The sequence below is a fragment of the Streptomyces sp. NPDC054883 genome, assembly GCF_053610645.1.
The window spans coordinates 109,588-121,817 of record NZ_JBSGYT010000003.1 but is presented as its reverse complement, the minus strand read 5'-3'; the positions used below and the strand labels follow the sequence as shown (position 1 = coordinate 121,817).

Below are 12,230 nucleotides of genomic sequence, written 5' to 3'. Positions count from 1 at the left end.
ACAGTCGCACCATGACGTCGGTATTCCTGGCGGGCGAATCCACTGTGTGCGGTCGCCAGCGCAGCAGGGCCCCCATGGCCGGTTGGGGCCAGACCCTGCCCCTGTTCCTCCAGGGGCCCGAGGTGATCAATTGCGCCCGGGCCGGAGCGAGCAGCACGAGCTTCGTGCAGCGCGGGCGCCTGGGGTGGATCCTGGAGCACATCGCCCCCGGCGATCTGCTGCTGATCTCCTTCGGCCTCAACGACATGAAGCCGGAGGAGGACGTGTTCGCCGCGCCCTTCGAGGGGTTCCAGTCCAATCTGCGGCACTACGTGGACGAGGCGCGGGACCGGGGCGCGCACCCGGTGCTCGTCACTCCCCACGAGCGGCGGGTGTTCGACCGTTTCGGCAACATGCGCCGACCGCTGCACCTGTACCCGGCCGCGATGCGCGAGGTGGCCGTGCGGCTGTCCGTGCCGCTGATCGACCTGAACGAGTGGAGTGTCGCCTGGTGGCGGCAGGCCGGCCCGGAAGGAACCAGGGCGATCTTCCTCCACCTGGCACCGGGAGAGCACCCCAACTACCCGGAGGGCGTGGCGGACAACACCCACCTGCGGGCCGCCGGCGCGATCGAGTGTGCCCGCTTCGTCGCGAGCGAGCTGCGGGCGCGGGTCCTGCTGCCGGCCGCCTGCTTCCGGAACCTGGAGACGGCCTTCGATCCCGACCAGGCCGTGGAGTTCATCGACGACGCCGCCTTCGCGTACCTGACCAAGACCCGGACCACGGGAGGCAGGCGATGAGCGGCTGGTTCCCGCTGGTCCGTGCCTGGGTCGCGCAGGGCCCGTACGGGGGTGTGCTCGACCTGGCGGCCACCGCCGACCCGGCGCTCGCGCTCGTACCCGGGCAGCGGTTCCAGCTCGCCATGACGGTGACGCCCAGTGGCGGGGCCTACCGGACGTACGGCTACCTCCTGGGCGAGGACCTGGGCGACGCGGTGATCCTGGAGGACCTGCAGCAACTGCGCCGGCTGCCCAACGGCCGGTACGCCGCCTTCGCCCCGGAGACCCAGGCGATCACCGCCACCTGCGTGGTCAGGGTGCGGGACGACGCCCCGGACGGCTCCGTCGTGATGCCGCGCGTCGTGGTCGGCCTCATGACCGCCCAGGGCGAGAAGCTCCTCCCCTCCGCGGGTATCGAGGACCGCGGCTTCCACGTGCGCCGCCGGGTGATCCCCGGCCGGCCCCTGCTCCTCGCCCCGGGCGCACACGTCACCCTCCCCGGAGGAACCGCCGACGGACTGAAACTGAGCGCGGTCTCCCCCGCCCGTCGCGGAATGCTCAGCTGCGCCCCCGACGGGTCGGTCACCTACCAGGCACCGGCGTCCTTCCAGGGATACGACTGGTTCACCTGTACCTACGAGGATCTCGCGGGGCACACCCATCCGTCCGAGGTGGTCATCCACATCGGTGACCTCGGCACGTCCCCGGGGGCGCTGAATGTCTTCCACGGCTAGAAGGACCACCCTGGCGGTCGTCCTGACGACGGCCCTCGCCCTGACGGGCTGTTCGGGTTTGACGGGCACCCCGGACGGCCGGAACTCCTCGGAGGAGCAGCTCCACGACGTCTCCCTGCCCCAGGGCGTCTCGTACAGCGCGTTCGTCCGGAAACTCGACGGCCGCTCGCCCTCGCACATCCACGTGCTGGCCATCGCCCCCGACGCCCGGGCCCGGGTGGGGGGCCTGCACGGCGGCAACCTCGCCCGCGCCGAGACGGTACGGAAGATGGCCGAGTCGGCCGGGGCGCTGGCCGCCGTCAACGCCTCCTACTTCGACATCCACACCGGCAAGTACTACGGCGGCTACGAAGGCGATCCGCTGGGCCTCTACACGGAGGGCGGCAAGGTGCTCAGCGAGGCGACGAACGGCCGGCCGGCCCTGCTCCTCGGCTACACCGGCGGCCGGCTCGACGCCCGGGTCGACGAGATCACCACCGACGACCAGGTGAGGTCGGACGACGGTGAAGGCCACGAACTGGACGGTTTCAACCGGGTCCCGGGCCGCGTACTGGGCTGCGGAGGGGCCGGCGGCGACCGGCTGTCCGACACCGAAGAACCGATGCAGGAGCCGTACGGCGGACTGTGCACGGACACGAGCGAGCTCGTGGCGTTCACGCAGGAGTGGGGCGAGCGCACTCCGGCCGGCCCCCCGGGCAGCCTGGAGGCGGTGCTCGACGCCGACGGCCGGGTGGTGAGCGTACGCAAACCGGCCGGCGGGAACGTGCCCAGGAACGGCAGCACGCTCTACGCGATCGGGTCCGGCGTCGACTGGCTGCGCACCCACGCACCCAAGGGCAGTGTGATCACGCGCTCGGTGCAGATGAAGGACCCGACGGGGCGGATGGTGCCCGGGCCCGTCGAGACGGCGGTCGGTGGACGCTACCGGCTGCTGCGTGACGGGGTGTCCGCGCTCGGGGAAGACGCCGCGCTCACCAGGAGGGCCCCGCGCACGGCGGCCGGAGTCACCGCGGACGGCACCCTCCTGCTGGTGACGATCGACGGCCGGGAATCCGGAGTCAGCGCCGGGGCCACGCTCAGCGAGGCCGCCGACCTCATGGCCTCGCTCGGCGCCGAGAACGCCGTCGGCATCGACGGCGGCGGATCCACGACCATGGTCGTGGGCGGGAAACTGCGCAACAGGCCCCGGGAGACCGAGGGGCAGCCGGTCACGGAACGGCCCGTGGCCAACGCACTGGCGCTCTTCGACCACTGAGCGCGGCGACCGCCGACAACGGCCGATGCCGCACCACCCCCGCCGGGGTGGTGCGGCATCGGCCGTCCGCGCGACGGGTGACCCGTTACGCCGGGACGCTCGCCAGGCCGGGAGCCAGGAACTTCTTGCCGTTCACCCGCTCGGAGACGCCCTCGCGGTCCAGGTACGGCGTGATGCCGCCCAGGTGGAAGGGCCAGCCGGCGCCCGTGATGAGGCAGAGGTCGATGTCCTGGGCCTCGGCCACGACACCCTCCTCCAGCATCAGGCCGATCTCCTGCGCCACCGCGTCCAGGACGCGGTCGCGCACCTGCTCCTCGGTCAGGACCGAGTCGCCCTGCACCAGGAGGGCGGCGACCTCGGGGTCCAGCTCCGGCTTGCCGGAATCGTAGACGTAGAAGCCGCGCTTGCCGGCCTCGACGACCCGCTTGAGGTTGGGGGAGACGGTGAAGCGCTCCGGGAAGGCGCGGTTCAGGGTCTCGGAGACGTGCAGACCGATCGCCGGGCCGACGAGCTCCAGCAGCACCAGCGGCGACATCGGCAGCCCGAGGGGCTCGATGGCCTTCTCCGCGGTCTCGACCGGGGTGCCCTCGTCGATGACGTTCTGGATCTCGCCCATGAAGCGGGTCAGGATGCGGTTCACCACGAACGCCGGGGCGTCCTTGGTGAGGACCGCGGTCTTCTTCAGCTTCTTGGCGACGCCGAAGGCGGTGGCCAGGGAGGCGTCGTCGGTCTGCTCGCCGCGGACGATCTCCAGCAGCGGCAGGATCGCGACCGGGTTGAAGAAGTGGAAACCGACCACGCGCTCCGGGTGCTGGAGCTTGGAGGCCATCTCCGACACCGACAGCGACGAGGTGTTGGTGGCGAGGATCGCGTGCGCCGGGGCGACCGCCTCGACCTCCGCGAACACCTTCTGCTTGACGGACATCTCCTCGAACACGGCCTCGATGATGAAGTCCGCGTCCGCGAAGCCCTCGGCCTTGTCCAGGACACCGGTCACCAGGGCGGTCAGGCGGTTGGCCTTGTCCTGGTTGATGCGGCCCTTGCCGAGCAGCTTCTGGATCTCGGCGTGGACGTAGCCCACACCCTTGTCCACGCGCTCCTGGTCGATGTCGGTGAGGACCACCGGCACCTCCAGGCGGCGCAGGAACAGCAACGCCAGCTGCGAGGCCATCAGGCCCGCGCCGACCACGCCGACCTTGGTGACCGGGCGGGCCAGGGACTTGTCCGGGGCGCCGGCCGGGCGCTTGGCGCGCTTCTGGACCAGGTTGAAGGCGTAGATGCCCGAGCGCAGTTCGCCGCCCATGATGAGGTCGGCCAGCGCCTTGTCCTCGGCGTCGAAACCGGCCTGGAGGTCGCCGTCCTTGGCGGCCGCGATGATCTCCAGCGCGCGGTAGGCGGCCGGGGCCGCACCGTGCACCTTGGAGTCCGCGATGAAGCGGCCCTTGGCGACGGCCGCGTCCCAGGCGTCGCCGCGGTCGATCTCGGCGCGGACGACCTCGGTCTCGCCGTTCAGGACGCGGGCGGTCCACAGCAGCGACTGCTCCAGGAAGTCCGCGCCCTCGAACAGCGCGTCCGCGATGCCGAGTTCGAAGACCTGCTTGCCCCTCAGCTGTCGGTTCTGGTTCAGCGAGTTCTCGATGATCACCGAGACGGCGCGCTCCGGGCCGATCAGGTTCGGCAGCAGGGCGCAGCCGCCCCAGCCGGGGACCAGGCCGAGGAAGACCTCGGGGAGGGAGAAGGCCGGGATGGCCTTCGAGACGGTGCGGTAGGTGCAGTGCAGACCGACCTCGACGCCGCCGCCCATCGCCGCACCGTTGTAGTACGCGAAGGTGGGGACGGCCAGGGCCGACAGCCGCTTGAAGACGTCGTGGCCGCCCTTGCCGATGGCGAGCGCCTCGTCGTGGTTCTTGAGCAGCTCGACGCCCTTGAGGTCGGCGCCGACCGCGAAGATGAACGGCTTGCCGGTGATGCCCGCGCCGACGATGGAGCCGGCGGTGGCCTCCTGCTCGACCTGGTCGATCGCCGCGTTCAGGTTGGCGAGGGACTGCGGGCCGAAGGTGGTCGGCTTGGTGTGGTCGAAACCGTTGTCCAGCGTGATGAGCGCGAAGCGCCCGGCGCCGAACGGCAGGTCCAGGTGGCGCACGTGCGCCTGGGTCACGACCTCGTCCGGGAACAGCTCGGCCGCACCCTTCAGGAGCTCAGCGGTGGTGCTCACTTGGAGTCTCCCTCGGCGTTGAAGTTCGGGTTCTCCCAGATGACCGTGGCGCCCATGCCGAAGCCGACGCACATGGTGGTCAGGCCGTAGCGGACGTGCGGCTGCTCCTCGAACTGGCGGGCCAGCTGCGTCATCAGGCGCACGCCCGAGGAGGCGAGCGGGTGACCGAAGGCGATGGCGCCGCCGTACTGGTTCACCCGGGCGTCGTCGTCGGCGATGCCGTAGTGCTCCAGGAAGGCGAGGACCTGGACCGCGAACGCCTCGTTGATCTCGAAGAGACCGATGTCGTCGATCGTCAGACCGGCCTGGGCGAGGGCCTTCTCGGTGGCCGGGATCGGGCCGTAGCCCATGACCTCCGGCTCGACACCGGCGAAGGAGTACGCGACCAGGCGCATCTTGACCGGGAGGTTGTTCTCCCGGGCGAAGTCCTCGGACGCGATGATCGCGGCGGTGGCGCCGTCGTTGAGACCGGCGGCGTTGCCCGCGGTGACCCGGCCGTGGGTACGGAACGGGGTCTTGAGGTTCGCCAGGTTCTCCAGCGTGGTGCCCGGGCGCATCGGCTCGTCGGAGGTGACCAGGCCCCAGCCCGTCTCGCCCACCGCCTCGTTGGTGTTGCGCACCGAGATCGGGACCAGGTCCTGCTGGATCTTGCCGTCGGCGTACGCCTTGGCGGCCTTCTCCTGCGAGCGCACGGCGTACTCGTCGGCGCGGAGCTTGGTGATCGTCGGGTACCGGTCGTGCAGGTTCTCGGCGGTCATGCCCATGAACAGGGCGGACTCGTCGACCAGCTTCTCGGAGACGAAGCGCGGGTTCGGGTCGACGCCCTCGCCCATGGGGTGGCGGCCCATGTGCTCGACGCCGCCGGCGAGGGCGACGTCGTAGGCACCGAAGGCCACGCCGCCCGCGACGGCGGTCACGGCGGTCAGCGCACCGGCGCACATGCGGTCGATCGAATAGCCCGGGACCGACTGCGGAAGACCGGCGAGGATGCCGGCCGTGCGGCCCAGCGTCAGGCCCTGGTCGCCGATCTGCGTGGTCGCGGCGATGGCGACCTCGTCGATCTTCTTCGGGTCCAGGTCCGGGTTGCGGCGCAGCAGCTCCCGGATCGCCTTCACGACGAGGTCGTCGGCGCGGGTCTCGTGGTAGATGCCCTTCGGGCCCGCCTTGCCGAACGGGGTGCGGACGCCGTCGACGAAGACGACGTCCCTGACGGTACGAGGCACGTTGGCTCTCCTCCAGGTGCGGGATGGCACTACTGCGCGTGTGCGCCGCTCACTGAGCGGCCGCTCACCCGGCCCATGCTACTTGCGGGTAACCAATGTGCACACCCCCACCCCGAACAGCGGCGAAGGTCACACTCGGGCGGCGGCCGGTCGGAGGACGGGACGCAGCCACAGACCCCGGGCTGACGGGCGGCAGCTACTACGTGGACAACGCCGACAACCACTCGCCCCTGCCCGTGTAGTGCCCGGCGCCGCGGGGACGCGGAGAGCCCCCGGCCGGGCGGCCGGGGGCTCTCGGGACATCCGTACGGGGCGGGAGGCTCAGGCCGCGGTCGCCGTGAGGGCCTCGACCAGGGCCGGGGTGACCTGCTCGACCTGCCAGGGGCGGGCGCCGTAGCCGGTCAGGGCCTCGGACACCGCCTCCGGCTCCAGCCGCTGCGGCGGCTCCCAGCACAGCCGGCGGACCGTGTCCGGGGCGATCAGGTTCTCCTGCGGCAGGTTCAGCCCCTCCGCCAATGCGGAGACGGCCGCGCGGGCCGCCGACAGCCGCGCCGCGGCGGCCGGGTCCTTGTCCGCCCAGGACCGCGGCGGCGGCGGGCCGGCCGGGGTCGCCCCGGGCTGCGGCAGCTCGCTCTCGGGCAGCGCCCGCGCCCGGTCCACCGCGGCCATCCACTGCTCCAGCTGCCGGCGCCCCATCCGCTGCCCGAAGCCGGGCAGCGCGGACAGCGCGGTGGCGTTCGCGGGCAGTGCCAGGGCCGCCTCGACGATCGCGGCGTCCCCCAGCACCTTGCCCGGTGACACGTCGCGGCGCTGGGCGATCCGGTCGCGCGATTCCCACAGCTCCCGTACGACGGCCATCTGCCGGCGCCGGCGCACCTTGTGCATGCCGGACGTACGGCGCCACGGGTCCTTGCGCGGCGGTGCGGGCGGCGCCGAGGCGATGGCCTCGAACTCCTGGCGGGCCCACTCCAGCTTGCCCTGCCGGTCCAGTTCCTTCTCCAGCGCGTCCCGCAGGTCCACCAGCAGCTCCACGTCGAGCGCGGCGTACCGCAGCCACGGCTCGGGCAGCGGCCGGGTGGACCAGTCGACGGCGGAGTGGCCCTTCTCCAGCACGTAGCCCAGCACGCCCTCGACCATCGCGCCCAGTCCGACCCGCGGGAAGCCGGCCAGCCGGCCCGCCAGCTCGGTGTCGAACAGGGAGGTGGGGGTCATGCCTATTTCACGCAGGCACGGCAGGTCCTGGGTGGCGGCGTGCAGGATCCACTCCGTACCGGTCAGGGCGTCGCCCAGCGAGGACAGGTCGGGGCAGCCCACCGGGTCGATCAGCGCCGATCCGGCACCTTCGCGGCGCAGCTGCACCAGGTACGCGCGCTGGCCGTAGCGGTACCCGGAGGCGCGTTCGGCGTCGACGGCGACGGGTCCGGTGCCCGCGGCGAAGGCCGCGACCACCCGGGCCAGGGCGTCCTCGTCGGCGACCACCGGAGGGATCCCCTCGCGGGGTTCGAGCAAGGGAATCGGCGCCTTTTCGACGTCGTCCGGGGGGCCGCCCCCGGTGGTGGTGCGCAGGTCTGCTGCGGTCTCTTGGGCGTCGGTCACCGCTCAAGGGTATCCGTGGATGTGACGCGCCCGTCGCCGGAACGTTCCGTCGACGGGCGCGGGAGTGGAGCGGGGGTGCGGCGCGGACGTTTCCCGGGGGTTCCCCGGGACGTCGCCCAGGAGCCTCCGGGCGGGGTCAGTGGATGATCCCGGTCCGCAGTGCGACGGCGACCATCCCGGCTCGGTCGCCGGTGCCCAGCTTGCGGGCGATCCGGGCGAGGTGGGACTTGACGGTCAGGGCGGACAGGCCCATCGATACGCCGATGGCCTTGTTGGACTGGCCCTCCGCGACGAGGCGCAGTACCTCGACCTCGCGGCCGGAGAGCTCGCGGTAGCCGCCCGGGTGGCTCGGGGCACCCGGGGGGCGGCGGTGCATACGGGCGGCCGCGGCGCCGATGGGGGCGGCGCCGGGACGGGTGGGGAGCCCGATGTTGGTCCGGGTGCCGGTGACGACGTAGCCCTTGACTCCGCCCGCGAGGGCGTTGCGTACGGCGCCGATGTCGTCGGCGGCGGACAGGGCCAGGCCGTTCGGCCAGCCGGCGGCGCGGGTCTCGGAGAGCAGGGTGAGACCGGAGCCGTCGGGCAGGTGTACGTCGGCAACGCAGATGTCGCGCGGGCTGCTGACGCGGGGGCGGGCCTCCGCGATGGACGACGCCTCGATCACATCACGTACTCCGAGGGCCCACAGATGGCGGGTCACGGTGGAACGGACGCGCGGGTCGGCCACGACGACCATGGCCGTCGGCTTGTTCGGGCGGTAGGCGACCAGGCTTGCGGGCTGCTCGAGAAGAACGGACACCTAGGCCTCCTGGGGGAGTGGCGGGGCGTCCGGCTCGGGGAAGGAAGCCGGTCGCACCGTGCTGATGGTCACTGACTCTTTCGGCACGTCACCCGCCCGGCTTTAGGGAATGATCACGATTTGGTGAGTAACAATTCGGGCAATTCGGACGGGTGATCGATCAAGCGATGATCAGAAGGCCGCACGGAGCGCCCTTTTACGACCGTCCGGCGCTCCGGCGCGGCCCCCCGGTCGCCCCGCCGTCCGCCCGGTGGGCCGTCCGGCCCCCGGCTACGGGTGGTGCGGGCCGCGCCGTTGTGGCAGGGAGACCACCCCGGTGCCCGAGTCCGTGGGCCCCACCGGCGGCAGCCCGGCGATCTGGCACAGCAGCTCGCACCAGGCCGACAGGTGCGCCGCGGTGTCGGGCACCCCGCCCACCCCCTCGCGGGGCGTCCAGGAGGCCCTGATCTCGATCTGGGTGGCCGGACGCCGCTCCGCGAGCCCGCCGAAGTAGTGCGAGCTCGCCATCGTGACGGTCCCGCTCGCCTCCCCGTACGTCAGCCCGCGCGCGTCCAGCGCCCCCGTCAGCCAGGACCAGGACACTTCCGGCAGCAGCGGATCGGCCGCCATCTCCGGCTCCAGCTCCGCCCGTACGAGCGTCACCAGCCGGAAGGTGCCCTGCCAGGCGTCGTGCCCGGCCGGATCGTGGAGCAGGATCAGCCGGCCGTCGGCGAGGTCGTCCTCGCCGTCGACGACCGCGGCCTCCAGCGCGTAGGCGTGCGGGGCCAGTCGCTGCGGCGGCTTGGTCGGTTCGATCTCGATGCCGGAACGCAGCCGCGCCTTCTTCAAGCCGTCGACCGCCCGCCGGAACGGGAGCGGGACGGAGCTCTCCTTCGCGCTGTCCGCACCGTCAGCGCCATCTGAAAATCGTCCCTGAGCCGCAGCCATGCGGGGAAGACTAGGCGGAACGAGCGCCCGTGCGGCGCAGGGACACCCGCACCGGGCCGGGCACTTCTTCATACGTGCGAAGATTTGGCTCGTGAGCGCCATCCACCGCCCGACGGGCCAGCCGAGTCAGACGTACGATTCCGCCTTCCTGAAGGCGTGCCGGCGGGAGCCGGTGCCGCACACCCCGGTGTGGTTCATGCGGCAGGCCGGGCGGTCCCTCCCCGAGTACCGCAAGGTGCGCGAGGGCACGGCCATGCTGGAGTCCTGCATGCGGCCCGACCTGGTCACCGAGATCACGCTCCAGCCGGTGCGGCGCCACAAGGTGGACGCGGCGATCTTCTTCTCCGACATCGTGGTGCCGCTGAAGGCCATCGGCGTCGACCTGGACATCAAGCCCGGCGTCGGCCCGGTCGTGGCCCAGCCGATCCGCCGCCGCGAGGACCTCGCACAGCTGCGCGACCTCACCCCCGAGGACGTCTCGTACGTCACCGAGGCGATCGGCATGCTCACGGGTGAACTGGGCTCCACGCCGTTGATCGGCTTCGCCGGCGCGCCCTTCACCCTCGCGAGCTACCTGGTCGAGGGCGGCCCGTCGAAGAACCACGAGCACACCAAGGCCCTGATGTACGGGGACCCGCAGCTCTGGGCGGAGCTGCTGGACCGGCTCGCGGAGATCACCGCCGCGTTCCTCAAGGTCCAGATCGAGGCCGGCGTCTCGGCCGTCCAGCTCTTCGACTCCTGGGTCGGCGCGCTGGCCCCGGCGGACTACCGGCGCTCGGTGATGCCGGCGTCGGCGAAGGTCTTGCAGTCGGTCGCCTCGTACGGGGTCCCGCGCATCCATTTCGGCGTGGGCACGGGCGAGCTGCTCGGCCTGATGGGCGAGGCCGGCGCGGACGTCGTGGGCGTCGACTACCGGGTCGCGCTCGACGAGGCCGCCCGCCGCGTCGGCCCCGGCAAGGCGCTCCAGGGCAACCTGGACCCGGCGGTGCTGTTCTCCACCGAGGACGCGGTGCGGGCCAAGACGGACGAGGTCCTGGCGGCCGCGGCCGGCCTGGAGGGCCACGTCTTCAACCTCGGGCACGGCGTCCTGCCGACCACGGACCCGGACGCCCTGACCCGCCTCGTGGACTACGTCCACACCCGCACGCAGCGCTAGTCCTGTCCGGGCGGAGCGGAGGGACCGCTGCGCGGAGCCGGCCCGGCCCCGCCCTTCCTCCGTTCACCGGGCTCCGCCCGGACCCGGTCCTCAAACGCCGGACGGGCTGGAAGGACCAGCCCCGCCGGCGGTTGAGGCGCCGGCCCCGCAGGGCCGCCTACGCGTCCGCCGCCCGCACCGCGCCGACCGCACGGCGGGCCGCCACCAGGATCGGGTCCCAGACCGGCGAGAACGGCGGTGCGTAGCCGAGGTCCAGGGACACCACCTGGTCCACCGTCATCCCCGCCGTCAGGGCCACCGCCGCGATGTCCACCCGCTTCGCGGAGCCCGCGCCGCCGACGATCTGGACGCCGAGCAGCCGGCCCGTACGGCGCTCCGCCAGCATCTTGACCGTCATCTTCGCCGCGCCCGGGTAGTAGCCCGCCGTGGTGGTCGACTCGATCGTCGCCGTCACGAAGCGCAGGCCCGCCGAGAGCGCGTCCTTCTCGCGCAGGCCCGTACGCGCGATCTCCAGCTCGCACACCTTGCTCACCGCCGTGCCCACCACCCCCGGGAACGTCGCGTAGCCGCCGCCCACGCCCGAGCCGATCACCTGGCCGTGCTTGTTGGCGTGCGTGCCCAGCGGGATGTGCCGGTTGCGGCCCGCCACCAGGTCCAGGACCTCCACGCAGTCGCCGCCCGACCAGATGTTCTCGTGGCCCCGGACCCGCATCGACAGGTCCGTCAGCAGCCCGCCCGACTCGCCCAGCGGCAGCCCCGCCGCCCGGGCCAGGGCGGTACGCGGCTCGACCCCGATGCCCAGCACGACCACGTCCGCCGGGTACTCCGCACCCGACGCCGTGGCCACCGCCACGGCCCGGCCCTCCTCGTCCGTGAGGATCTTCGCCACCTCGGCCCGGGCCACCGTACGGATGCCCATGCGGTTCATCGCGCCGTGCACCAGCGCGCCCATGTCCGGGTCCAGGGTGGCCATCGGCTGCTCCCCCCGGTGCAGCACGGTCACCTCGTAGCCCCGCACCACCAGGGCCTCCGCCATCTCCACCCCGATGTAGCCGGCCCCGACCACGACCGCCCTGCGGCCCGCGGTCCGCTCCAGGGTGTCCATCAGCCGCTGCCCGTCGTCCAGGGTCTGCACCCCGTGCACCCCGTGCGCGCCGATGCCGGGCAGCCGCGGGCGGACCGGGCGGGCGCCCGTCGCCAGCACGAGCTTGTCGTACCCCGTCCATTCCTCGGCGCCCGATTCGAGGTCCCGGGCGCGGACCCGCTGCCCGGCGAGGTCGAGTTCGACGACCTCCGTGCGGGTGCGCAGGTCGATGTCCCGGGCCCGGTGCTCCTGCGGGGTGCGGGCGATCAAGTCGTCCCGGTCGCTGACCCGTCCGCCGATCCAGTACGGGATGCCGCACGCCGAGTACGAGGTGAAGTGCCCGCGCTCGAACGCGGTGATCGTGAGCTCCGCCGGTCCCTTCAACCGCCGGGCCTGGGAAGCGGCGGCCATCCCCGCCGCGTCGCCGCCGACCACCACCAGTCGTTCCGCTGCCATCGTCCGCACCGTCCTCCGCCTGCGCCA

10 protein-coding genes are annotated in these 12,230 nt (G+C 72.4%); 4 read left to right on the top strand and 6 right to left on the bottom strand.

The features are described 5' to 3' along the window. Nucleotides 1–11 precede the first annotated feature (11 nt). Genes ACWGH1_RS04205 through ACWGH1_RS04195 form a run of 3 tightly spaced genes read left to right on the top strand, consistent with a single transcriptional unit; the run spans nt 12 to nt 2,747 of the window. Nucleotides 12–779: a rhamnogalacturonan acetylesterase gene (locus tag ACWGH1_RS04205; RefSeq protein ID WP_453353605.1), complete on the top strand. Its 768-nt coding sequence runs from the start codon at nt 12–14 to the stop codon at nt 777–779. Continuing rightward, on the top strand, nt 776–1,492 hold the full coding sequence (locus tag ACWGH1_RS04200; protein ID WP_453353606.1) for an Ig-like domain-containing protein: 717 nt from the start codon (nt 776–778) through the stop codon (nt 1,490–1,492). The genes ACWGH1_RS04205 and ACWGH1_RS04200 overlap by 4 nt, the downstream gene beginning before the upstream one ends. Continuing rightward, entirely contained in the window at nt 1,476–2,747 is a 1,272-nt protein-coding gene (locus ACWGH1_RS04195) for a phosphodiester glycosidase family protein (protein ID WP_453353607.1), read from the top strand. Before ACWGH1_RS04200 ends, ACWGH1_RS04195 begins: the two co-directional genes overlap by 17 nt. Nucleotides 2,748–2,832: 85 nt before the next feature. On the opposite strand, the gene ACWGH1_RS04190 is transcribed toward ACWGH1_RS04195, so the two are convergent. The 5 genes from ACWGH1_RS04190 to ACWGH1_RS04170 form a co-directional block, all read right to left on the bottom strand. After that, entirely contained in the window at nt 2,833–4,962 is a 2,130-nt protein-coding gene (locus ACWGH1_RS04190) for a 3-hydroxyacyl-CoA dehydrogenase NAD-binding domain-containing protein (RefSeq protein ID WP_453356721.1), read from the bottom strand. Further along, a complete protein-coding gene (locus ACWGH1_RS04185) occupies nt 4,959–6,185 on the bottom strand; it encodes a thiolase family protein (protein ID WP_453356722.1) in 1,227 nt (408 codons plus the stop codon). The genes ACWGH1_RS04190 and ACWGH1_RS04185 overlap by 4 nt, the downstream gene beginning before the upstream one ends. Nucleotides 6,186–6,506: 321 nt before the next feature. Beyond that, entirely contained in the window at nt 6,507–7,781 is a 1,275-nt protein-coding gene (locus ACWGH1_RS04180) for an HRDC domain-containing protein (protein ID WP_453357777.1), read from the bottom strand. 136 nt (nt 7,782–7,917) lie between these two features. Continuing rightward, nucleotides 7,918–8,580 carry a response regulator transcription factor gene (locus tag ACWGH1_RS04175; protein WP_365616641.1) on the bottom strand — a complete coding sequence of 221 codons (663 nt, stop codon included), beginning with the start codon at nt 8,578–8,580 and terminating at the stop codon, nt 7,918–7,920. A gap of 270 nt (nt 8,581–8,850) precedes the next feature. Then, the gene (locus tag ACWGH1_RS04170; protein WP_453356590.1) at nt 8,851–9,507 is read right to left on the bottom strand and encodes a DUF3000 domain-containing protein; all 657 of its coding nucleotides are present in this window, start codon (nt 9,505–9,507) and stop codon (nt 8,851–8,853) included. Between the two features lie 91 nt (nt 9,508–9,598). Here ACWGH1_RS04170 and hemE point away from each other — a divergent pair, with 91 nt between their 5' ends. Beyond that, entirely contained in the window at nt 9,599–10,663 is a 1,065-nt protein-coding gene (gene hemE, locus ACWGH1_RS04165) for a uroporphyrinogen decarboxylase (RefSeq protein ID WP_453356589.1), read from the top strand. Between the two features lie 157 nt (nt 10,664–10,820). On the opposite strand, the gene ACWGH1_RS04160 is transcribed toward hemE, so the two are convergent. Beyond that, entirely contained in the window at nt 10,821–12,203 is a 1,383-nt protein-coding gene (locus ACWGH1_RS04160) for an FAD-dependent oxidoreductase (protein ID WP_453354713.1), read from the bottom strand. Nucleotides 12,204–12,230: the final 27 nt, after the last annotated feature.

What these genes read in the sequence shown, in the direction of transcription:
- ACWGH1_RS04195 (WP_453353607.1), top strand. Translation starts at nt 1,476, where the DNA reads ATGTCTTCCACGGCTAGAAGGACCACCCTGGCGGTCGTCCTGACGACG.
- ACWGH1_RS04160 (WP_453354713.1), bottom strand. Translation starts at nt 12,203, where the DNA reads ATGGCAGCGGAACGACTGGTGGTGGTCGGCGGCGACGCGGCGGGGATG.
- ACWGH1_RS04200 (WP_453353606.1), top strand. Translation starts at nt 776, where the DNA reads ATGAGCGGCTGGTTCCCGCTGGTCCGTGCCTGGGTCGCGCAGGGCCCG.
- ACWGH1_RS04170 (WP_453356590.1), bottom strand. Translation starts at nt 9,507, where the DNA reads ATGGCTGCGGCTCAGGGACGATTTTCAGATGGCGCTGACGGTGCGGAC.
- ACWGH1_RS04205 (WP_453353605.1), top strand. Translation starts at nt 12, where the DNA reads ATGACGTCGGTATTCCTGGCGGGCGAATCCACTGTGTGCGGTCGCCAG.